This is a genomic window from Acanthopleuribacter pedis (assembly GCF_017377855.1).
In the GTDB taxonomy this organism is placed as follows: domain Bacteria; phylum Acidobacteriota; class Holophagae; order Acanthopleuribacterales; family Acanthopleuribacteraceae; genus Acanthopleuribacter; species Acanthopleuribacter pedis.
Genome location: NZ_JAFREP010000003.1, coordinates 510,769 through 535,615, shown reverse-complemented (window position 1 = coordinate 535,615; position 24,847 = coordinate 510,769). Strand labels below are relative to the sequence as shown.

Annotated in this window: 1 protein-coding gene (cut by a window edge); it reads right to left on the bottom strand. The window is 65.0% G+C overall.

Going from position 1 to position 24,847, the window contains the following annotated elements; all coding sequences use genetic code 11:
• Positions 1–22 precede the first annotated feature (22 nt).
• Positions 23–24,847, bottom strand: partial view of an SDR family NAD(P)-dependent oxidoreductase gene (locus tag J3U88_RS04950; protein WP_207857250.1) — the 3' portion only. The gene runs 4,635 nt beyond the window's last position; 24,825 of the gene's 29,460 nt are visible here — the last part of the coding sequence; the start codon falls outside the window, past its right edge — the gene reads right to left on this strand; it ends in the stop codon at positions 23–25.

Here is a 24,847-nt window from a genome sequence, read left to right as displayed (position 1 = left end):
GGCGTGTCCTCTGATTGATGTTTTATGGTTTTTGGCCGGCGAGCGGTTGGCCGGCGTTGGTTTGGAAACCTTGGATCAGTTCCCGACGGCGCGCGGGTTCGGCATACAAGAGCCGGCATACCTCGGCGACGGCGGCCAAGGCGGGCGGATCGGTCAAGAAGGTCATGTGGGAACGCGCGGCGACATCGCGCGTGTAGAAGTTGGGAAGCGCCCGCGCCCAGGCGGCCCAATAACGACGGCTGTCGACGGGCGAAGGGGCGCGCCGCAACATGAAGTAGGGTTCCAAATCGCCAAGAAAACGTCCGCCGCCGTTGCGCAGGTAGAAACAGGTCACTTCATCGGGTCGGGACAGCGGTTGGATGTGGAAGGCGTTGCCGTCGTAGGCCTTGGTCACCGCGGCCTGTTGCAGCAAATGGGCACGCAGTTGCGCCTTGTTTTGCGGTAAACCGCGCGCCGCTGCGAGCTGCAGCAAGCTTTCCAAGAAGTCTTGCTCCGAGACGTCGGGGTCGACGGCGTCGCAATGAATGAGGGTTTGCGCCAAACGTTCCGGTTGGTCGGCAATGCTCGCGCCGAGCGCGGCGTTGACGGCGTGGAACAGCGCCAGTTTGTGTTGGTCCGGGTTGGGCTCGGTGTGGGTGCTGTCCAAGGTGTCAAGCATCACGATGGACGCCACGCGGCGTCCTTGCTGCTGCAACAACCGGGTCATTTCATAGGCCAGCAAACCCCCGAAGGAATAACCGCCCAGGTCAATGTCGCCGGTCGGCTGCAGGTTTTGCACGATGTGGACGTAGTGTTCGGCCATGGCGGCAACGCCGTGGATGGGCGCGGCGTCGGTCATCCAGCCACGCGCCTGAATGCCGTAGAAGGGGCGCGCGCTGTGCTGGGCAACGGCCTGGTAACCCTCAACCCCGCCCAAACCGCCGTGAACCCAAAACACGGGTCGCCCGGAACGAACCGGGTTCAAACGCTGGCATTCGGGAAAAAAGGTGCGGCGTTTGGGCGGTTCCGACAGGGGCGGGTAAACCGCGGCGGCGGTTTTCAAGGCGGCAAAGGGTTCTTCGAAATCAGCGACCAGCCTTGAAACGGGCTGCTCCGGTGCGGCGAGGAGGGCACGCACCAGGCGGATGATCAGCGCGGCCAGGTCCCGCATGGTCCGCGCGGCAAAACAGTGGGCGCGGTAGGCGCAAACCAGATGGACGGCACCGTCGACCCGCAGGATTTGGTAGAACAAGGTGGCGGTGGCGGGCATCTCGAACACGGCGTCGCTCAGTTCGGCCGGAACCTCGCCCTGGCGACTGTGCCCCTTTTCGCCGACACCGCTTTGGGTACCGCTGTCGATATCGGCACTGTCCAACACGACCTCGCCCAACTGGCGATGGAAGGCTTCGAGATCGGGCAAACCCACCTGTTCCAGCAAAGGATCAAAGGCGGTTTTTCCGTGACGCAGACACGCCAAGCTTTCACTTTTCACGGACTGGAACAGTTCCAGCACGGTGTGGCCTGGATCAATGGTTAAGGGCAAAAACAGGATGTTGGTGAACTCGCCCAGGGTTTGCAACAGCGGGGTTCGGTCCCGCAAGCTATGGAAAAACTGCAGCACGGGTTGGGGGTTGTCCATGGCGCGAGCGAGCACGAGGGCGAGGGCGCCGCTAAATACATGGGTCAGGGTGAGGTCGTGTTCGGCACAAAAGCTTCGCAACAGCCGGGTGTCTTCATCGGTTAGTGTTCGCGTGAAGGTGGCGCCGGCGTCGCGTTCCTCAAGGGTCAGGGCGCGGGGATCGCGCGCGTAGGGCAGGCGCATGGCGAGCGTCTTGTCACCCAAAAGGTTCCGCCAAAAACGGCGGGTGCCCTCGGCGCGGAAGGACCGCGTGTCCCATTGCCGCAAACTGTACAACCAGTAGGGTTCGTGTTCCGGTTGCCGCGGATCCGCCCCGGCGCGCAAGGCGTCGTAGCTTGCTTGGATTTGGCGGAACAACAGCGTGCAGGTGAAGGCGTCGGCAAGGGCGTGGTGGACGACCATGCCCAAGTGGGCGGCGCCGTCAACCCGCGCCAACCACAAGGTGAACAGCGAATCACCCTGGACGTCGATGGGTTGGAGCCGTTGCCGGGCGAGCTGGGTTTGGAACGCGAACAAACTGTCGACGGCCACTTCTTGGATCGGAATGCGTTTCTCGGGCGACACGACCTGACACCAGCGATTGCCGAGCGGTTGGAAATGGGTGCGCGGTGCATCTTGCGCCGCAACCACCTGGTCAACCGCCGCTTGTAACAGGTCGCGAGCCAGGTGTTGGTCGGCGAGGGTGAAAAGATGTTGCACGTTCCAGGAGGTCAAACCCAATTGCTCGGAGTGGACCAAGTTACGCTGTTGTTCCTGCGAAACGGGCGCGACCAAGCTATCGGGTTCAAGCCGCATCGCCAATTGCGCGACGGCACCGGGTTCGAGATCCGCGAGCCGACGGTTCAGATCAACGGTCTGGTGCGCCACGAGGCACAGTTGGTCGCCGGCGTGGTAAACAGCAATCCCGGCGGCGAGCAAAGGTGCGAGCGGATCCTGGTCGGGATCGGCGGCGGCGTGTTTGCCGTTAATGGGCACCCGCAACAGGTGCATGCCGCTCGGCATGGGGTTGAGGCGCCGAGCGACCCAGTGATCGGCATCGTCGAAGGTGTCGCCGGCGGGAGGCGGGGTGCTTGCCTCGGGCGCGGGTTCGGCGGCGGCGAGGTGCCCGGCCAGCAGGCGTGGGTTGTGAAATTCAAGCAGGTCGGCGATGTGCAGTTCCAGGTCGAAATCTTCGTTGAGCCGTGCCAGCAAGCGCATGTTCATCAGCGAGTCCATGCCGAAGGAACCCCAGGCGCGGTTGGGATCAACCTCGGTGGGTGCGAGGCCGGTGATCTCGTGGAGCACACCCAGCAGTGCCTTCAAAGGTTCATTTTCGGAATGGGTGTCGCCGGCGGGTTCCGCGACCGCTTCCCCACCCCGCGGCGCGGCCAACCAACAATGCCGCCGTGCGAACGGATAACCCGGGAGGGACAGATGGGCCGGCGGATGTTCGGCAAAACAGGCCTGAACCGATGCGGCATCGCCACGCACAAACACATCGGCGAGCAGCAGAGCGGCGTCGCGGCCGGGTTCGGCGGCCCACTGCCGGGTGGCGGTTTTGGCGAGCACGGCGAGGATGGGATCGTTTTGGGACGACGCGGTGCCGTGTAAAACGCCCGCGGGAAGTTGTCCATCGGCGAGGTTGCGCAACACCTGCTCCAAGGCGACGGGATCGTCGACGACCAAGGCGCGGCGTTCGCGCATCGGGGTGCGACGCAGCAGGTTTAGCGCGACATCGGCGAGGTTGACGGGTTCCGCCTGAGCCGCGAGCCAGGCGGCCAGATCGCCGCAACGGCGTTGCAAGGCTTCGTCGGTGTCGGCCGAGAGCAGCAGGGGCGGAAGCGCGGGCGGTGGCGCGCTGGGCGTTGTCCGCCGGGGCGCCTCGGCAAGCACCATGTGGACGCCGCTGCCGGCGGCGCCCAGCGAACTCACCGCGGCGCGGCGCAAAACGCCGTCGCTTGGCCAGGATTGGTTGACGGCCGGGACATGGAGGGGCGCGTGCGCGGGGAACAGGTCGGGGTCGGGTCCGCCTTGTCGCAACAAGGTCGCCGGGATGCTTTGGTGTTTGAGGGCCAGCAAGGCTTTGATGAGATGGGCCAGCCCCGAGCATTGCCAGGCGTGGCCGATGTGGTTTTCCACGCTGCCGAGTACACAGGCGCCGGCGGGCACCCCGGCCGCGCGGTACACCTGCTGCAGCGCCTGCACTTCCATGCGGTCGCCGAGCGGGGTGCCGTTGGCGTTGGCTTCCACAAAACCAATGTCCTTGGGTGAAACGCCGGCGCGTCGGTAGGCCTGCTCGAGCAGATCGGTCCAACCGGCGACGCTGGGCGCGGCCATCCCGTTGGTTAAGCCGTTGTTGTTGACGGCCCAACCTTCAATGACGCCGTGGATGGGATCACCGTCGGCGCGCGCGCGGTCGAGGCGTTTGAGCACCACCACCCCGACCCCTTCGCCGGGTACCATGCCTTGCGCCGAGGCTGCGAGCGCGCGCCCGACGCCGTCCGGCGCCAGCAGCGAGGCGGAGGCAATCGCCAAGTTGGGCGTGCTGGAAATGGAGACCCCGCCGACGACGGCGGCTTCGCAATGGCCGAGCAGGAGGTGGTCACAGGCTTGGGCGACGGCGGTTAGTGAGGAGCTGCAACCGACATCCACCGCCATGGAAGGTCCGGTGAGGTTCAGCGCGTAGGACACGCGACCGGGTAGGGTGCTGCTGGTAACGTGGGGCGAAACCCCCAGCGTTTGTTGGAGCCGCAGGGTGTAGTCGCCGCCGCCACCGCAGTAAACGCCCCAGCGTTTGCCGGCGAGGGCGGTAGGGTCGATGCCGGCGTCTTCCAAGGCATGCCAGGCCGATTGCAGGAACAACCGTTCGCTCGGATCCATGTGAGCGGCTTCGTTGGGCGCGATTTTGAAGAACAGCGGATCGAAGGCGGCGATGTCCTCGAGGAAACCACCGACGACATCGCCGGCGCCGGATGGCGACCACTGATCCCAGCCCCGTTCGGCGGGAACGGGGCCGAGGGCGGAGCGATCCCCGTTGAGCAGTTGCCAAAAGGCGGACGCGTCGTCGGCACCAGGGAACTTTGCCGCAATGCCGATCACGGCGATGCGGCGGTCCTCGCTTGCGGCGGACGTCGGCCCGTGGTTCGGCGTCGGGGCGGGCGCTTCGCTTGGTTGCGGTTGGGTTTGCATCGCGGCGCGGGCCTTGTTTTGGCGAAGTTGGTGGGCGGCCACCCCCATCATTTGCGCGATCAGGTCGGCCATGTGGCGCACGGTGGTGCGGGTGCTGAGCAGATCGAAGTGGTTGTCGCCGTCGACGAGCATGGTGCCCATGTGTGGCAAAACCCGTTGCCAGTCTTGCAGGTAATGGGCAAAACCGCCGCGTTCGCGCTGGATATTGACCAGGTAATCGGGATTGTAAACGGCGTCCGAGGTGGCGAAGGCGGTGCGGGTGCGGAACAAAAGCGCCTGGACCCGGCGCGGGAAGGGCAAGGGCAGGGCGCGGTAGCGGTTAAAGGCATCGAGGTTGGCGAGGTGGGTCGCCGCCATGGAGGCCAGGCGTTGACGCAAATCGTCCGCGTCCCGCGCGACACCGCGTGCGCGAATCAGGCGCACCAGGCGGTCGACCAAGGTTTCCTTCGCGGTATCCGCGGCCGGCGTTTCCGCGACCAGGGCCGGGGTTACCATCAAATCGGCGAGGGACACTTCGCCGCGCTGTTTGCGCGCGCGGAAGGCGGGATCGGCGTGCAACCCGTGGATCAGCAGGAAGTTGGCATTCATGATCAGGTTGGCGGTTTCGTCCGTGGTCCAAGGAGCCGCGTCGGCATCCACGGCAATCAACGGCGATTCTGCAAGCAGCAAGGTTTGAACGTTGCCCCCACCCTGTTGCAGGTGGCGCGTGGTTTCATAGGCGATGGTGCCGCCGACGGAGCCGCCGAACAGATGGTAGGGGCCGTCGGGATCCACGGCGCGGATGATGTCGGCGTAGACCGCACCCATGGCAGGCAGATCGGTCAAAGGCGCGGCCTCGGTCAGGAACCCTCGGGCGCGCAAGCCGACGACGCGAAAGCGCTGGTCCGCCGCCTCGGCCAGTTTGCTGTAAACGCCGACATCGCCGGACATGGGTCCGAAGCAGAACAAGATCGGCCCCGCCCCTTCGATTTGGAGCGGCACCAACTCGGGGTACTGCTGCATCAATGCACCGAGATGGGCGCCGAATGGGGAACCCGCGGCGGCTGATGCCGGCGCGGGCAGGGGCTCGGCATCAAGCGGGGTCGCGGGCAGCAAGCCGGCCAAGTGTTCGGCCATGCTGTCGATGGTGGGACAGTCGTAGATTAGGGTTTCCGGCAGCGAAAGGTCAAAGTGTGCCGACAAGGTGCGGATAAAGCGCACGGAACTGATGGAGTCGAGCCCCAAATCGGAAAAAACCGCATCGCCCGCCAGCGCGTGTTCCGGGCGCAGCAGGAGCAGCTCGCGCACGATTTCGGCCAATTGGTGCTGAACGGCCGCAACAGAGGCGCCGCGCGCCGTGGCCGGCGCCGAAGTTTGCCGTGCTGCTTGGGGCGTTTGTAGCGACTCAGGAAGAACGGGTCGCAGCCGTTTCATCAACGCCCGTTGCGGATGCTTGCTCATCAACAGCGATTCCAACGCGGGCCAGGCCTCCCCGGGTTCGATGGAGCCGGCGCCTTCCGCGCGCATGCGCTCCTGGTAAAAGGCGTCGGTGGCAACGCCGACGCTGCCCCAATAACCCCAGTTGATGACGCGCACGCGGGCGGTCCAGGCGTGATCCAGTTGCCGGGCGAAGCTGTCCTTGAACACGCAACCGGCGGTGTAATTGCACTGGCCCGCGGTTTTGAGGAAGGCACTCATCGAGGAGAAAAAGAGGGCAAAATCGAGCGCATCCTGTTGGAAAACGCGGGCCAGGTTCACCGAGACGTCGATTTTGGCGGCGAGCCCGAGGCGAAAATCGGCTTCGTCCATATTCGCCAAACTCTTGTCGCGCAGGACCAAGGCGGCGTGGACCACCCCGTGAACAGCACCGAAGCGTTGCCGCACGGTTGCGGCGGCGGCGGATAAGGCGTCGTAGTCGGCGGCGTCGGCTTGGAGATACAAGGGTTCGGGTCCGAACATCCCGAGCGCGGCGGTTTTGGCGGCGATTGCGGCATCGGCGGCACGGCGACCGAGCCAAACGACGCGCGCGCCAAAGCGTGCGATCATGTCGCGGGTCCAAGCTTCGCCAATCCCACCCGCGCCGCCGATCACCACGTAGACGCCGCGGCTCCGGTAGGGTGAACGGGCGGCGGGCGCCGGCAGCATCGGCTGCCGCGTGGCACGCCACCAGACGCCGTTGCGGTAGGCGCGGCCGTCGCCGTCGTCATCAAAGGGCAAGCGGAAAAGATCGTCCGGGAACGCGGTGTCGGCCGGACTCAAATCAACAACACGCACCTGCCAGTGGGGAACCTCTTTGGCCATGGTGCCGGCGAAACCGTGGATACCGGCATGGGTTGGATTGAGGGCTTCCTCGTCGTCGACGGCCTGGGTCGCAAAGGTAACCAGCGTCCAGCCCAAACGCGCCTTGCCATAGTCATGGGCAAGCAGGGCCTTGACCAAGCGGAACAAGGCGATCACGCCGTCCTGTTGGGCTTCGATCATCGCGGGTTCGGCGATGGCATCGAGATAGGACGGCGGTGCGATCCAAACGACGTGGTCAAAGCGGTCGAGGTTGGCCAAGGCGGCGACGAGGTCAGCCGGTTGGTGACGGCGATCAACGCTCAGTTGGACGCAGTGGGGAAGCCGTGTTTGCACGGCTTCGCGTTGGGCGGCGCTGCCGCCGACAAGTAGCACCGAGGCCTGCCGGTCGGGCACGGGCGACGGCAACAAAGGTTCGGTGGCTTCAAGCCAGGTGGGGCGCAGGCTAATCACATCCTCGATCATGGCGTCCGCCGCCGGGGCGCCCGGCTTTTCGTCAACAGCGGCACGTGCCTCGGGTTGCTCGGCGGGAACCACGGCATCCGGCAGCGAAGGCGGCGTTTCCGGCAACCAATACCGCTCCTCGGCAAACGGGTAAGTCGGCAGGCTCATGCGGTTCAAGCGGACACCGCCGTGAAGCGCGCGCCAGTCGACGGCGCCCCCTTGCACCCAGTGGGCGGCCTGTTCGGCCAAGGTCCGCGTCGGACCTTGCGGCGGGTTGCCATGGCTTTTGCCACACCACAGGTAGGACGATTCGCGGTGCTCAAGGTAGGCCTGCAAGCCGGCGTCTAATTCTTGTTGCGAGGACACGACCAGGGCCAGGCGTTCGTCCATGGCGTCACGGCCGATTTGCAACGTATAGGCGACATCGGCCAGAGACGGCGCCTGGTCCCGACAAAAATCGCGCAGCAGCTTGGCCGCCCGGCACAAGGCGTCCTCCGTTTTCGCGGAGAGCAGCACCAGAACCGGGCCGTTTTGCGGGCTCGGCGCGGGCGCGGGGTAGGCTTCCAAGAGGACGTGGGCGTTGGCGCCGCCGATGCCGAAGCTGCTCACGCCGGCGCGGCGCGGCACACCGGGTTCGGTACGCCAGGGTTGGGTTTCTTTGGCCAGATAAAGCGGGCTGTCGCGCAGGTCGAGGTAGGGGTTGGCTTCTTGCAGGTGGACGTTGCCGGGAATGGTGCCCTGTTCCATCATCAACAATACTTTCATGATGCCGGCAATGCCGGCGGCGGCCTCGGTATGCCCAATGTTGGTTTTCACCGAGCCGACCCCACAGTGGGCCTCGGCCGGCGGCGTTTGGCCCAAGTCGGCGTAACGCTTGCGAAAAGCGGCTTTGATGCCGTTGATCTCGATGGGATCGCCCAGTTCGGTGCCGGTCCCGTGGGCCTCGAGGTAAGATATGCCGGCCGGATCCACGCCGGCACGGGTCCAGGCCTCGTTTAGCAAACGTTCTTGGGCGACGGGATTGGGTGCGGTCGGCGAGGCGGCGCGACCACCGTGGTTTACGGCACTCCCGCGGATCACGGCGATGATGCGGTCGCCGTCGGCCTCGGCACGGGCCAAGGGTTTGAGGAACACGGCGCCGACCCCTTCCCCGCGGGTGTAACCGTCGGCGCGTTTGTCAAAGGTTTTGCAGCGCCCATCCGCGGCCAGAATACCGGCTTGGCTGGTGTTCAGGGTGACGGTCGGGCTCAACATCACATTGACGCCACCCACCAAAGCAGCCTCCGAACTCCCCTGGCGCATGCTTTCGACGGCGCGGTGTAGCGCAACCAACGAACTGGAACAGGCGGTGTCGACGGCTTCACTCACCCCGTGCAGGTTGAGCAGGTAGGAGATGCGGTTGGGAATCGCCCCGTGGAACAAGACCGAACCGCCGAGCGCAAGCGCGGGCTGCGCGGACTGCTGCAACAGCTCGGCGTAATCGCGGGTGGTCACCCCGACAAAGACGCCGGTTTTGCTGCCGGAAAGCGCGCCCGGCCCGTAGCCGGCATCTTCAATCGCGGCCCAAACGGTTTGCAGGAACAGGCGGAATTGGGGATCCATAAACGCGGCTTCGCGCGGGGCAATCCCGAAGAAACGCGGATCAAAATCGGCGACACCGTCGATGAAGCCGCCGTGGTGGGCGCGGGTTTTGCCGATTTCGGCCGTGGGATCGCCGTCGTAGGCGCGCCAGTCCCAGCGGTCGGCGGGCACGCGGGTGATTAAGTCGCGGTTGTCGGCCAGGTTCGCCCAGAAGGCGTCGAGGTTCTTGGAACCGGGAAAACGGCCGCTCCTACCGATCACGGCAATCGGCATGTCCCGCGCGGATGTTGACGCACCGGCGTTCGCCGCGGGCTTCACGGCGAGCAACGGCCGCGCCTGAAAGGTCGGCTTGGGTTTCGGCGTGGCCGCGCGGTGCGACGGCGCCTCCGACGTCCCTTGCGACGGCGCCTCCGACGTCCTTTGCGACGGCGCCTCCGACGCCGTGTGGGCCACCGTACCCCGATCCGGCTGATATACCGCGGCGATTTTGGCGGCGCTCGTTGTCAAAAGATGCTCGGCCAACCGCGCCAGATCGGGGAATTCGAAAAAGACGGTCGGCATCAGTTCCAAGCCGTAGTGGCGGTTGAGCCGGTCGGCGAATTCGGTAAAAGAAATAGAATCGTATCCGTAACGGGTCAGTTCGGTTTCGGGCTCTACCTGTTCCGGGGACACGGCCTGCTGCGCGACAACACATTGAACCAGGAAGGCGTTCAGTGCTGCTTCCGTTTCCGCGCCGGCCCCGTCAACGCGGGCCGGCACCGCGACGGGTTGGCGAACCTGTTGCCACAGGGCGGTGATTTTGGCGGGGTCTCCCTGGGCGACCAGCAACCAATCGCCGTCGCCGGCGAGGGCGCGCTGCAAGGCATCAACCCCGACGTCGCTGTCCATGGCGACCATGCCGGTGTTGTGTTTCATGCGTGCTTGGGCGGCGGCGTCCATGTGCATGCCGCCGTCGCGCCACAGCGGCCAGGCCACCGCCAGGGTGCGCCCGTACCGGGTGCCCGCGGTGACACGCCGGTTGCGCTGTGCCGCGAAGCCGTGCAAAAAGGCGTTGGCGCCGGCGTAGTCGGCCTGGCCCATGCTGCCCAGCGCGCCGGCCGCGGAAGAAAACAGCGCCATCCACTTGAGCGGAAGATGCGCGGTGGCGGCGTCGAGGGCGTGCGTCCCGCGCACCTTGGGTTGGAGGACGGCATCGACGGCGTCGCGCTCTTTTTTGAGTAGGGCGGCGTCGCGCAGCACCCCGGCGGCGTGCAATACGGCGTCGAGCCGCCCGAACCGCGCGGTGATCACTTCGACACAGGATTGCACGGCCTCCGTATCGCACAAATCACAGGGCAGGTACACCACCGCGCCCTGTTCCTGAAGCGCGGCTAGGGCGGCGCGCCCCGTTTCGGCCAAGGTACGCCGACCACTTAACACCACGGTCGCGCCGACCTCGGCATAAGCCCGCGCAAAGATTTGACCCAGGCCGCCCATGCCGCCGGTGATCCAAACCACATCGCCGGTTTCCAGCGGCGGCGGGCCGGGCTCGCGGCGGCAGGGTTCAAAAACCTGAACCATGCGCTTGCCGTTCGCCTCGTAACGCACCACCTCACCTGCTTCCATGGGTTCGCGGACCAGGCGTTCGGCGGTTGTTCCCGCGGACATTTGGCTATCAATCAGCTTGCCGACGAACCGCGGGTGTTCAACCGCGGCGGTTTTGAACAAACCGGCGTAGGCGCTTAACGAAGCGACATCCGCGTTCGGCGGGACCAGTACGTAACAGGGTTGAACGCCGTCTTTTTGCTTCAGGCTCGCCTGGATCCGCGCCAACACGATTGGCAAGCCGACCGCGACCTCGGCCGGCAAGGGGTGTAACTCGGCGTTTGCGAAACGCTGCCGCAACGCTTGCGCCCATTCGGCGTCTTCGCCGGCCAAGAAAATGATCGGATCCGCCGCGACGGGTTCGGCAGCGGTGCAAGCGGGTGTTTCCCGCCAAACCGGCACGGCGAACAGGGTTTGCGGCGGTGTTTCCTTCAGGCGCGTTTCGCGCGGTGCCGTGGTCAAGGCGAAACCCCGCAAGGCAAGCAGGGGCCGCCCGTTTAAGTCGGCGACCACCACATCGAGCTTGCGCAGTCCGGCCGCGGCGGGCGGCTGCTCGGCGCACAAGGCGGCATGGACCACGGCCTCGTCGCTTAGGGGCGCGTAACATTCGAGGGCGTCGAGGGCGAACGGCATCGGCAGCGCGGGGCTGTCGGAACCGACCAGGCACAAAACCGCCGCGGTGAGCACGGCCCCGTTGGTCAGGGCGGGATGCAATGCAAAACGCTGATCCGACACGGCGTCAGGCACTTTGAGCCAAGCCAGGGCTTCCCGGTCTCCGTGGCACAAGGTGGTGATGCTGAGCAGCCCGGGGCCGTGGGTGCCGCGCAGCAGTTGATCGCAAGCCGCGCGATCCAAGCTTTGCGGGCAGCGTTCGCGCAGACCCGCGATATCCAGGGCCGCCGGCGCCGCCACCGGTTGGGTACACAGCCGACCCTGAGACAGGCGTTCGCCCTGTTCGCCGGAAAGGGTAAATTCGTGGTGTTCCCCAGCCTCGGTGATCTGGACGACCACCTCGTGTTCGTCGGTGACCCTCAGCGTTTGCGGCCAAACAATCTGGCGCAGACCCGTCACCGCCAGGCCGCGCGCTTTGGCCGCGGCGAATGCCAGCTCAAAGGTCATCACGCCCGGCAACACGCCGCCGTGGTCTTTTAGGTAAAACGCATCGGCATGGAGACGGCGGCGCAGGTCGGGCCCCGGTTCGGTCAGAACACGCGAGGAGAACCCCCGCAAGGCGGCCCAGACCGCGCCCTGTTCATCACACAGATCCAGGTCCAACTTCTGCACGGCATCGTCCGCGCAACAACCGGGCGCGAACCGAATCCAGACCCAAACTTTGGGCGGCGCCGCCGCCCATTGGGTGGCGGCTTCCAAGCCAAAAGGCACGGTGGCGCGCGGTGTTTGGGTCTCCGCATCGCCACTCTGAAGATGATCGGCAACGGTTAAACCGATGGTTGCCTGCAAAGCGGCATCCAGCAAAGCCGGATGCAAGCCGTACAGCGCTTGGTCCGCCGCCACCACCTCGGGCAGGACCAGCTCGGCCAAAACCTGATCCCGACCCAGCAACACCTGTTGCAACCCGGCGTGGCTCGGGCCGTAAAGCATGCCCATGTCGCGGTACAAGGCCCGCGTTTGGGCGCCGTCCAAGCGGCCGACGTCCATGTGCGCGCGCAATCCGGCCAAGTCCAAGGCGGGCGGCGTCGGTTCGTCACGGAGCATGGCCACGCCCAGACAATGGGGCCGCTCCCCGTCTGTTTCCACCTGGAAGCGGACCCGTGCGGCCGCATCTCCCGCGGCCTCGGGTTCCAGGCGGATGCTCAGTTCCACGCCTTCCGCCTCAACGCGAAGCGGCCGTGCCCAAACAACCTGGCGAAGGGACATTATCCCCGCGTCTATGCCCGCCGGCAGAGCCTGCTGCAACGCGGCCCGCGCCATTTCCAAATACACAACACCCGGCACCACCTTGTCGCCGTTGACCACATGGTCGCGCAGGAAAAATTCATCGCCTTCGAGGCGGCTCGCAAAACGTTGCGCGCTCAAATCGGAAACGTTGCGCTGAACCAACGGATGAAGCATCGCCGCGCCCATGCCGCTAGACGCCGGCGCCTTTACCGCCGGTAAATGGTAGGCCGTTGGTTCAAAAGCGTAGGTCGGTAAACTGATCCGACGTGGTGTTTCACCCTCGGCCAAGACCTGCCAATCCACCGCCAAACCCTTTACCCACAGATCCAACAACTTGCTGAATTTGCGTTTGCGCACCCAAGCCGCAACAGCCCCGGCCATGTCGCTGTCCTCGCGAAACAGGGCGATGGTTTTTTTGTGGGGCGTCACCCGGTCGCGGAACACCCCGTCCCGGGCGGGCGCACCGGCAACAATAGCGGCCAGTTTCTCGTCCAGTTCATCCAGCGAACCCACCACCAAGGCAAGGCGTTCTTCCATCGCCTCGCGACCAACCTGTAAGGTGTAACACAGGTCCGCCAACAACCAGGGCGACGGCGCCGCGGTGCGCACAAACCGCAGCAGGTTCTCGGCGACGGCCGACAAACGCGCGGCGGTCATGGCCGACAACAGCACAACCCGCGGCCCCTCGGCGGGTAACCCGCGACGCGCCTCGGCGTTGTATTCCTCCACCAACACGTGCACGTTGGCGCCGCCGGCACCAAAGGAGGAAACGCCACCCAAACGCGGCAATTCGCTTTGAACGCCGTCTTGCGCCAAGGTCGTCCGTTGCCAATCGGCAAGCTGCTGCTGCACCCGGAACGGGGTTTTCTCAAAGGGAATTTTGGGGTTCAAACGCGCGGCGTGCAGGCTCGGCACCAACCGCCGATGTTTCAGTTGCAACACCAGTTTGGTAAAACCGGCCACCCCGGCGGCGGCCTCCAAATGGCCGAGGTTCGACTTGGCCGAGCCCAAGGCACAAAAACCGGTCTCGTCACTGTCGACGGCAAATGCCTGACGCAAGGCGTTGACCTCAATCGGGTCACCCAACTCGGTGCCGGTCCCGTGGGCCTCAATGAAACCCACCTGCCGCGCGGACAGGCCGGCTTTGTCCAAGGCGGCGCGCACCAAATCACGCTGGGCGACGGGGTTGGGCACGGTGTAGCCGTTGGTTTTGCCGTCGTGACCGGCATGGGTCGCGCGGATCACGGCGTGGATGTTGTCGCCGTCGGCCACGGCCCGCGCCAGCGGTTTCAACACCACCACGCCGACCCCTTCACCGGGAACAAAGCCGTTGGCGCCCTCGCCGAAACTCTTGCAACGCCCGTCCCGCGACAACATTTTGGCTTGGCTCAAACTGATGTAGGCCGAGGGGTGTAGGTATAAATTGACACCGCCGGCCAAGGCCATGGCGCAGTTGCCGCGCTGTAGGTTCTCGCACGCCTCGTGGATCGCCGACAACGACGCCGAACACATGGTGTCCACTGCCATGCTCGGCCCCTGCAGGTTAAGGAAATAGGAAACCCGATTGGCGGCAGAGCTAAACGAGGTCCGCGGGAACACGGCCTCGCCCTGACGCCACAGGTCCGGGCCGTACAACGCAAAGCCGGGCCGGGTGATGCCGGCAAACACACCCACGCGTTGTTGAAACCGTTCGGCAATGGAGGCCCGCGTGTAGCCCGCATCTTCCAAGGCGGACCAGGCACATTGCAGGAACAGCCGTTCCTGCGGGTCAATGTTCACCGCCTCGCGCGGCGAGATGTGAAAAAAGAGCGCGTCGAATTCGGCGTGACGCTCCAGGAACCCACCCCACTTGGAATAACTTTTGCCCTCGGCGACGGCCCGCGCCGAATCGGCCTCGTAAAAGCCATCCAACGGCCAGCGATCCGCGGGCACCTCGCTTACGCAATCGCGACCGGCGACCAGGTTGGCCCAGAACTGATCCAAATCGGCAGCCATGGGATAACGCCCGCTCATGCCGATCACGGCAATGGGTTCAAAGGCACCGGGTGCCGGCGCGACGGCCTCCACCCGCGGCGTCACGTCCTCAACGCCCGGCTTGGTTTCCGCGACCTTGCCGGACGGCGCCGTCGCCGCGGGGCTGAGGCCGAGGAGCCCCATCAACGCGTCGCGCTCCGCCACCGCGAAGTGGCGCGCCATGGCATCAATGGTTTGCAACGAAAACAACAAGGTGGCGTCCACCGCTTCGAAGTGGTCTTCCAAACGGTGGGTAATCTGCACAATGAGGATCGAATCCAAGCCGTAGGTTTCCAGGGGTTCGGCCGCGTCGATGTGATCGACGGGAATGCGCATGGTCCGCGCTACCAGGTCACAGAAAAAGGCGACGGCGCGGCGCTGTAATTCCTCGTTGTCGATGCCGGTTTCGACAGCGGGCGCTTCAGGCCGCGCCGGAACCGATTCAGCGGATCTCGCGGCGGAAACAGACGCCACCACCCGGTCGCGCCGCGTCGCGGCGGCCTGCAGCACAACCCCGTCGCTTTCGGCGGCAAGGATGTGTTGGCCGAGCACTTGGGCGGCTTGGCCCGCAAAAACCACCCGCGACCAGCCCTCCTCGCGCAAGACGTCGGCCCAGCCCGCGGGCGTAAGCGCCGGAGAGCCCGGCAGCCGCAAGGCCTCGTCCTCATTCAGCCACCAACCCTCCAGCAAACCGAAGGTTAAATGACTGTACAAGGTGCGAATGCTCAGTTCATTAAGCAGCAGCAAACCCTTTGCCCGCAGCGCGGCTTTCACCTGGCGCAAAGCACCGCGAATGTTGCGGGTCGCATGCAACACGTTGGTGGCCACGGCGAAATCAAAAGCACCGGGCGCCACATCCTGACCGGCAAGGGGTTGCGACACATCGAACAAGGCAGTGGTCAGGTAAGGCGCTTGCGGCCGGTAGTGTTCTTCCGCGTGGAACAGAAAGGCCTTGGACAAGTCGGTATAGCAATATTCGGCGAGGTTCGCGGCGAAGGGTGCCAAACGCGGCAGCAGTTTTTGCGTGGTGCCGCCGGTGCCCGCCCCCACTTCCAAAATGCGCAATTTAACGTGGGGGTCGGCCGCGATGCGGGCCTTGACCGCCGCGATCAAGGCATCGCCAAGGATCGCGTTAAAGGCGTCGGCGATCACCCCGCCCGCGTACAAACCCTCGACCAGTTCCATCGAGGCGTTGGGGAACATCACGTCGGTAGCACGCCGTTTCCCGGTCAAGATCTCGGGCAACGCACGCATCGTGGTTTCCACCAACACGGCGGCGGCGCGTTTGTCGGGATCGGCGCGCCAAACCTGCTTGGCTTGGTCCCAGCGGCGCCACAAGGTCGCGAGCGGTTGCGTCGGCCCGGTTTCGAATTCGTCCAACAACAACAAACCGGCCTCGAACCAACGGTCGTAAAAGGCCGGCACATCCGCGCCCAGATGGGAAGGCCGCGTGGCGCCGGCGCGCGCCAAACCCAATTCGGCAAACACGGCCCGGAGCAGTTGCACGAGCAAGTCCTGCATGCCGTCCGGCTCAAGGACGCCGGTGGCCAGCACGCGCGTTACCAACGGCTGTTGGTCCGGCAAGGCGGCCACGGCGTCGGCAACGGAAGGCACCTCAGGTGGGTAGACCAGGACGCTCTCACCGGCATCCTCGCCGGCAAGGGAACTTTTGTGCAGCGCCAGTTGGGCGAAAGGTCCGCGCAGCAGGATCGACAAGGCGTCCAAGGCTTCGTGGGGCGTAACGGCGACGACGCCGTTTTGCTGCAAGCGTTGTTTGGCCTGTTCACTGAGCCGTTCACCGGAACCCACCGACCAGTAACCCCAATTGATCACCTTGACGGCACGACCCGCGCGCTGCAAAGCGTGAGCGACGCCGTCCTGGTAGGCGCAGCCGGCGGCGTACCCACTCATGCCGCCGCTTTTGAAGAAGGAGGCGGTCGAGGAGAACAACAGCAAAAAGTCGAGATCGACATCGGCGAGGAGACGCGCCGTCACGGCGGTGGTTTCGATTTTGGCGGACAACACCGCGTCAAAATGGGCCGCATCAACCTTGGCCAAACCCTGATCGAAAACCCCGAGGGCGGTGTGGATGACGCCGTGAATGCGCGGGTACCGTTCGAATATTTGCGCCAGGGCGGTCTCGAGTTGGGCCGCATCTGAGGCATCGGCTTGCAGGTACCAGGGCGCGCGACCGCCGTCGGCGAGGTTGTCGCATTTGGCTTGGATCGCCGCATCGAGCGGGCTTCGTCCCAGCCAAACGACCCGGGCGTTGAAGCGGGTCTGCAGCAGTTCAGTAAAGGTCCGGCCCAAACCACCGGCGCCGCCGATCAGGACGTAAACGCCACCCTGACGGAAGGGTACGTCTCCCGGCGGGAAGGCAACCAGCGGGGTCAGGTTTTGACGGCGCCACTGACGACCGCGATAGGCAAGCGCGTTGCCTTGTGAATCAAACGGCAGGGTCGTCAGTTCCTTCAAAAGGTCGTTGTTTTCCGCCGGAGCATCGAGCAAACGCACCCGCCACCGGGGAAACTCTTTGGCGAGGGAACCGACCAACCCCATCACGGCGGCGTGGTTGGGGTTCACGGTGTCGTCGCCATGCAGCGCGGCGGCCTGGCGGGTGATCAGGGTCAGCGAAGGTTGCCGCACGGAGGTTTGCTGCAGCGCTTTGGTCAAACGGAACAGCTCGCCGAGGGCGTGGCGGACACCTGAGTCGTCGTGTGGGTCCCAAACCGGCTTGGGCGCGAACCAAATGATGTGCGCCGGGGTGTCGTCGCGTTGTTCAAGCTCGGCCACATCGGCCACAAACACCGCGGCGGGCAGCGATTGAGCGAGGATGCGCTGTTGCGCGGCATCGGCACCCACCACCAAAACGGTTTCGTCAGATGCGGGTACGGCCGCGATCCGCTCCGGCACCACCGGCTGCCAAGTGGGCACCAGCACCACCGCTTTGGGTTGGGCGGGATGTTTCGTTTCGTCTTTGGCGCGTTCGAGGACACCCGCTTCGGTCGCGGTCACGGCCGCGGGTTGTTCGGCTTGTTCGGCTTGTTCCTGCTTCATGGTTTCGGGCAACCACAGGCGTTGCTTGGCGAAGGGATAGGTCGGTAGGTGGATCCGCCGGGGCGGGTTTTGGCCGTACAAGGCGGCCCAATCGACCGGCACCCCTTTGAGCCAACAATCAGCCAGTTCGGCAACGTCGCCGGCCGCCAGGGCCGGTTCACAAAGCGCCGCAAGTTGTTCGTCATCGAATTGGGCCAGGAAGGCGCGGTGATCGGCGGGGCGACCGAGCAACAGGTCCGCTTCCCCACCCGCCTCGTAGGCGCTCAGCCCGGCAATTGCCTCGTCGAGGGACCTGACCCAACAAGCGAGTCGCAGTTCCCGAGGTTCACGACCGACCTGGAGGCTGTAGACCAGGTCCGCTACATCGGTTGCCGGGTTGGCCCGCAAAAAGGCGGCGATGCGGCGCGCGTAAGCCTGCAAACGGTCCTGGTTTTGCGCGGATAGCACCAGCAACAAAGGGACCTCGCCCTGCCAAGGTTTCCGCATCTCCGCCTGTTCCGCCAGCACGATGTGGGCGTTGGCGCCGCCCGCACCGAAGGAGGACACCCCGGCCAAACGGGTGCCGTTGCGCATCGGCCAATCGGTTAACGTTTGCTGGACGACGAAGGGCGTTTTGTCAAAATCGATGTTGGGGTTTAAGCGCGTGGCATGAAGACTCGGTACCAGCTTGCGGTGTTTGAGTTGCAAAACGACCTTGGTCAAACCGGCGATGCCGGCGGCGGCTTCCAAATGGCCGAGGTTCGATTTGGCCGAACCCAGCGCACAAAAACCGTTTTCCTCGGTGTCGCCTCGGAACGCCTGGGTCAGGCCGGTGACCTCAATGGGATCGCCCAACTTGGTACCGGTCCCGTGGGCTTCAATCACGCCGATGTCCCGCGCTGAAACGCCGGCAAGGTCCAGGGTCTCGCGGATCAGTTCGCCCTGGGCGACCGGATTCGGCACGGTGTACCCATTGGTTTTACCGCCATGATTCACCTGACTACCGCGAATGACGGCGTGGATCGGATCGCGGTCGGCCAGCGCCCGCGCCAGCGGTTTGAGCACCACGACGCCCACGCCTTCACCGGGCACAAAGCCGGCCCCGCCTTCGCCAAAACTCCGGCAACGGCCGTCGACGGCGAGCATTTGCCCCGAACACAAACCCACGTAGGTCGAGGGGTGCAGGTAGAGGTTGACCCCGCCGGCCAAGGCCAGTTCACAATCGCCCGCGCGCAAGCTTTGACACGCCTGGTGGATCGCGGTCAACGAGGAGGAGCACATGGTGTCGACCGGCACGCTGGGGCCCTTGAGGTTGAGGGTGTAGGACACGCGGTTGGCCACGGAACTAAACGAGGTGTGCAGGTAAAGCGGCCGCTCGGCGCTGCTCAGTTCGGGTCCGTAATGGTCGAACCCGGTTTTGGTGATGCCGGCGAAGACACCAACCCGTTGTTGGTCGTGACGGCGCAGGGCGTCACGGGTCAGGCCGGCGTCTTCCAAGGCCTGCCAACCGGCTTGTAGGAACAAGCGCTCCTGAGGATCGGTGTGCAGCGCTTCCAGCGGCGCGATGTTAAAGAAAAGCGGGTCGAAGTCGGCAAACCCCTCGTAGAAGGCGCCCCACTTGCTGTAACTCTTGCCGGCGGCGACGGCTTTGCGCGGGTCGGCTTCGAAAAAACCGTCCAGCGACCAACGATCCGGCGGAATCTCGCCAACCAAATCCTTGCCCGCGGCCAGGTTGGCCCAAAAGGCGTCCAGGTCCTCGGATTGGGGATAGGCGCCACTTAGACCGATGATGGCGATGGGCGCTTGGCGACCGTCGTTGGTTTGCGGCGCGGCGACGGCCGTCACCCTCGGCGCGGCTTCCCCGGCGGGCACGGACCGGACGCTTTCGCCCAGGTCGACCCACTTGGCCGCCTCGTCGGGAAAGGTTTCGCAGAGGTGTTTGCTCAGCGCACCCAGGGTTTCCACTTCGAAGAAGATGGTTTTGGAGAGTTCGGTAAAGTCTACCGCCAAGGCGTCGTTGAGCCGGGTGATGCTTATCGAATCGATGCCGTAGTTTTCCAGCGGTTCGCGCGGGTCGATGCGCTCCGGCGCCATGTTCAGCGTCTCTCCCAGCAGGTCCTTCAATCGGCCGAGCACCTGGCGGCGCAAGTTTGCGCCCGACACGGGGGACGGTGAGGAAACCGCGACGGCCGTCGGTTTTGGGTTTGCCTGGTTGGGTTCGGGGAACATCAACCGCCGCAGGGCGGGCACATCGCCGGCGAGCACCAGCAGCCCGGAAGCTTGGGTGGCCAAGCCGGCGCGCAAGGCGGCCATGCCGGCGGCGGTTTCCATGGGCACCACGCCGGCGCGGGGCGCGGCATCCATGCCGCCCGCGCGCCACAAGGGCCAGTTGATCGACAACCAATGGGCCGCGACCTCGGGCCGGCTGTTTTGGACGGCGGCGAAGCGATCCATAAAGGCGTTGGCGACGGCGTAATCGCCCTGCCCCACATTGCCGGACACGGCCGCGGTCGACGAACAGAGCACGACAAAATCGAGCGAGACCGCTTGCAGCGCATGGGCTAAAGCAACACAGCCATGGACCTTGGGTTGTAAAACCCGCGCGAAGTCCGCGGCATCTTTGCGCAGCAGGAACTGGTCACGCACCATGCCGGCACCGTGAATCACGCCGTCCAGGCCACCCAACTCGGCGCGGGCAAACTGCACCAAAGCGGCGACGTGATCGGCGTTGGCGACATCGGCGCGACGGTACACCACCTTGGCGCCGTCGGCGCGCAAGGCGTCGAGCTGGTGTTGTTTGTCCGGGTTCAACGCCGAACGCCCGCTGAGCAGCAAGGTACAGGCGCGGGTGGCGGCGGCGATTTCACGGGCAAACAACAAACCCAAACCGCCGGCACCGCCGGTGATCAGGTAAACGCCGTTTTCCCGCCAGGGCGCGCGCGGCACGGGTTGCGTCAGTTCGTTCCAGCCCAGCGTTTCCCTGCGACCGTTGCGGTAACGAATGGCGACCTCGTCCGGTCTGGCCTGGTTTTCCGCCAGAACAGCGCGCAGCTCGGCGGCGGACCCATCGGCATCGACCTCGATCACTTGGCCCAACAGCTTGGGGTTTTCCAAACGCGCGGTTTTCAGCAAGCCGGCCAAGGCGCCAAACAAGGGGCCGTCGCCTTGGTGCGGTACCAAGATTTGCAGCAGGCGTTTGCCCTTGGCGGGTTGGCGCAGCAAGTTTTGCAACCGTGCCAAACAGGCGAGGGTGACCTCGGTGAAACGGTTTGCGGCATCGCCGGCCGGCGCGGCAAGGTGAACCGGCTCGGTTTCGCCCACAAGCCGCGCCGGGTCATGGGGCCAAGCGGCAAACACCAGCAGCGGTTCGGCGTCACCCGGTGTTTCGCCCGACGCAACCGGGGCGGGCTGCCACGCGGGGGTACACAGCAAAGTTTGCGCGGGCGCCTCGGCTTCGCCGCCGCGGGCCGCGCCGGGTTTGATCGGCTGCCAGCCCGGCGGTGGTTGCGGCACCCAATGGCGTTCCCGTGCATAGGGATAGGTGGGCAGGCTGAGGCGTTGCGGCGGGGTGTCGCCGTAGGCCTGCTTCCAATCGACCGCGGCGCCTTTGACCCAAAGCGCCGCCACGGCGGACCAATCGCGGGCTTGCAGGTGTTGCGCGACACGCTCGGGCAGCGTCGGATCGGCCTTCAAGGCGGCGAGGCCGTCTTCATCGTCGCGGATGTGGCCTGTTTGTAGCCCGGCCACCGTTTCACCCGCGCACCATGCCCTGAGGTTTTGGGCCAATTGATCCAGGGAAGACACCAGCAAAGCGAGCCGTTGATCCCAGGCCTCGCGGCCGACTTGCAGCGTGTAGGCCAGTCGCGTCAAGGTGTGCGCGTCGTGCCCACCTTGTGCCAACCAGGCCGCCAGGTTTGCGGCCATGACACGCAGGCGCTCGTGGTTTTTGGCCGACAGCGGCACCAGCAGCGGTTGATCGCGCGGGCTGGGTAAACGCGAGGCCGGCGCCTGGTGTTCGGCAATGATCAAGTGGGCGTTGGAACCGCCGGCGCCGAAGGCCGAAACACCGGCCAGACGCGGACCGTCCCCCGCCGGCCAGGGCCGTAATTCGCGGTTGAGCACAAAAGGGGTGGCCGCGAAATCGATGTGCGGGTTCAGGGTTTCCGCGTGCAGCGACGGTGCCAACATGCCGTGTTTTAGTTGCAGCAGCACCTTGGTCAGGCCGGCGATCCCCGCCGCGCTTTCGCAATGGCCGATGTTGGACTTGACCGAACCCAGCGCACACCAACCGCGCGCGTCGCCCCGTTGCATGGCGTTGGTGAGGCCTTTGATTTCGATGGGATCGCCCAACTTGGTGCCGGTCCCGTGGGCTTCGATGGCGCTGATCGCGCGTGGGTCGACCCCGGCCTCGTCCAGGGCGCGTTGCACCACCGCCTGCTGAGCCTTGGGATTGGGCACAGAGAAGCCGTTGGTTTTGCCGCCGTGATTGACCGCGCCGCCTTTGATCACGCCGTAAATGTGGTCGCGGTCGCGGACCGCATCTTCCAATCGTTTGAGCAGTACCACGCCGACGCCTTCGCCGGGAATGTACCCGTCGCCGCCTTCGCCGAAACTCGCGCAATGACCGGCGCTGGAGATGTAACCGCCGGTGCTGAGCATCAGGTATTTGTTGGGATGGATGCTGAGGTTGACCCCGCCCGCGATGCCCAGGTCGATGCGGCCCGCGCGCAAATCGCCACAGGCCAAGTAAACCGAGGTCAGCGAACTGGAGCACATGGTATCGACCGTCAGGCTGGGGCCGTGCAGGTTGAGGTGGTAAGAGACGCGGTTGGCGATGCCCGCGTAGCTGCCGCCCAGTGAGAGTGGGAACCCGTTTTGGGTCGATTCGGCGCCGTAAAGTTGGTATTCGGAGAACATCACGCCGGCGTAAACCCCGGCTTGGCTCGCTTGATAGCGGTCGGCGAAGGCGCGCAGGCCGGCGCGGGTGTAACCCGCATCTTCCAACGCGCTCCAGGCGGTTTCAAGGAACAGGCGCTCCTGGGGATCGATGTAATCGGCATCGCGTGGCGGGATGTTAAAAAACAGCGGATCGAAGCGGTCGACCCCGTCGATAAAGCCGCCCCACTTGCTGAAATGGGCGCCCCATTGTCGCCGTTGCGGATCGTAATAATCGCGCCAATCCCAACGGTCGGCGGGGATTTCGGTGATGCAGTCGCGGCCGTCGCGCAGGTTGGCCCAAAAGGCGTTGACGTCCGAAGCTTGGGGGTAACGACCGGCCAGCCCGATCACGGCGATGTCCAGCGCGCCCGTGGACCCTGACGGGGCGGGTTCACCGCCCGTGGCGGCGAGGCGGCGAAACTGATCCAGCACGGAAGGTGCCGCGACGGACGGGTTCGCTGTGCTTGCGGTGGAAGGTTCCCTGGGGGCCGGGGTTTCGGAAGCCGCCCCGCCCTGCACCAGGGCGGCCGTTTGGGTGCCGTGGTGTTGTTGGAAATATTCGGCCAACTCGCGGATGCTCTGCACTTCGAAAAACAGGGTTTTGGAAAGTGAGCCGAAGCTTTGTTCCAACACGCTGGTCATTTCCATGGCCATGATCGAATCGATGCCGTAACGTTCCAAGTCCTCGTCGGCGTCGATGCGCGCCACCGGTAATTTGAGCGTGGTTGCCAGCAGGTTTTTGAGGTACTCGGCCGTCGCGGCTAAATCGCCGCCGACCGCCCCGGTCGCCGCCGGTTGTTGTGGTTCGGGTTCCGGTTCGGGTTCCAGTGCGCTTTCCGGTGCGATTTCTTTCGTCCCCGCGAAGAGCCCTTCTAAACGGCGCCGATCACCTTCGAGGACCAGCATTTGGGATCGGTCACCCCGGATCCCATGGGCAAGCGCCTGGAGCCCGGCCGCCGTGCTGAGCGGAACGGTGCCGGTCTCGCGCCGCATGGCCGCGACCGCCGCATCGTCCAAACGCATGCCGCCGTCGCGCCAGAACGGCCAATTGATCGAAACCGTGTGGCCGTGGGCGCTGCCCGCGGCGACGCGGTGGTTGCGCTCGGCGGCGTAAGCGTCCATAAAGGCGTTGGCCGCGGCGTAATCGCCTTGACCGGGATTGCCGAAGGCGCCGGCGCTCGAGGAGAAATAAAGGGTGAAATCGAGCGGTATCTCGCTGGTAGCCCGATCCAGGTTGACCGTGCCGGCCACCTTGGGTGCCAGGACCGCGTCCCATTCACTTTCGGATTTTTTTAGCAAATAATTGTCGCGCAGGACACCGGCAACATGGAGGATGCCGTGCAGGCCGCCAAACCTTTGCTGGATTTCGTCGACAAGGGTGCTCACGGCGGAGGCGTCGGCGACATCGACCTGACGGTAAAGCGCTTGCACGCCGGATTGCCCAAGCTCACGCAGGAAACCTTCCTTGTCGGCGTCCAAGGGCGAGCGCCCGGTCAGCACCACGGCCCGCGCGCGAGCCTTGGCGGCGATGTCACGGGCCAACACACGCCCCAGCCCACCGCAACCACCGGTGATCAGGTACACGCCGTTTTCGCGCCAGGGTACGGGAACCTCGGCGGGCACATCCACGGCGTCCCAGCCAAGCAGTTGGCGCTGTTGCTGCTGATACCGCACGTGACCGTCGCGGGTTTCCGCTTCAAGCGCGAGCAAGTCCCGCAAGGCGCCGCCTTCAAGGTCGGCCGCGACTTCGATCACCTGAACCCGAAGTTTGGGGTTCTCCAGCGCGGCGGTTTTCAGCAAACCGGCCAAACCCAGCGCCATCCTTCCAGAACCGGAAAGCGGCACCACGAGTTGGATCAGGCAAGGCCCCGCTTTTTTGTCGCGCAGCCGTTGTTGTACCCGGCGGAACAAGGACAGCGCCGCCGCGTGGAACCAAGCCGCCACGGCGTCGTCTTGCAACGGCAGCCTTTCCCAAGGCGCCAAAGCCGCGGCCAAATCGGCGCGGTCGAAACCCGCGAGCACGACCAAGGTTTCACCGGGCTTCGCCGCGGTGGCGGGGGTCGGCGTTTCGTGCCACGCGGGCCGACGCACCATCAACACATCTTGGGGAACCTCAAGCACCCGTGAGGCGAACCCGTGCATGGTTAAACAGGTACGGCCCTGTTCGTCCATCAGGGTCACGTTGAGCTTTTGCACCCGCTCGCCGCGCGCCTCGGCCGGACGGATCCACCCCCACATCGGCCCGTTGCAGGGTCCGGCAATGGTCAAGCGATCCAAGGCAAAAGGGAC